Here is a 563-nt window from a genome sequence, read left to right on the forward strand (position 1 = left end):
CTTTCGAAATTTAGGATTAATATTGTTTTTCTGGGCTTATCCTGACGATCGAATATTGTTTCGGACCTCAACGATAGGATGACCTTCTGTCCTGGGCTTGGTTGCCGTTATTCGGGAATCAAGCTTCATTAAGGATGTTAAATTTGGTATTATTATGCTAGTAGTTGTCGAAAACAAATGACTTTCGTTTTAGATCTTTTCAAGTGGAAAATGAAAACAATTGTTGGGCGTAAGTAATGACTTAAGAATTTGCATATTATGAAACATCAGGGCGTAGCAGCATTGAATATGGCTACGCTTTTTATTTTTCACTGGGAGTGATATCGATGCATGAAATTCTTGTTGATGTTGAACATTGGTTAAGCCAAAGACCAAAATGGTTGCAAAATGCAGCTTCTCGATTAGTGAGAACTACAAAATTGTCAGATAAGGATATTCAAGAACTTATTGAACTATGTAAGATGGAGGTCGATTCAGATCGTACAACTAAGGAATCTACTACACTTCCTCTTAAAGATATCTTCTCTAAAAGCGATACTAAATATTTAACATGAAATCGGAAT

At 35.2% G+C, this 563-nt stretch carries 1 protein-coding gene; it reads left to right on the forward strand.

Translation table 11 applies throughout. The features are described from left to right. Positions 1-326 precede the first annotated feature (326 nt). A complete protein-coding gene (locus tag ABEV74_RS23235) occupies positions 327-554 on the forward strand; it encodes a hypothetical protein (protein WP_430150134.1) in 228 nt (75 codons plus the stop codon). Positions 555-563: the final 9 nt, after the last annotated feature.

Source organism: Paenibacillus cisolokensis (genome assembly GCF_050481165.1).
GTDB lineage: Bacteria > Bacillota > Bacilli > Paenibacillales > Paenibacillaceae > Paenibacillus_AH > Paenibacillus_AH cisolokensis.

Excerpts from the sequence above, each read along its gene's own strand:
- ABEV74_RS23235 (WP_430150134.1), top strand. The coding sequence starts at position 327 with ATGCATGAAATTCTTGTTGATGTTGAACATTGGTTAAGCCAAAGACCA.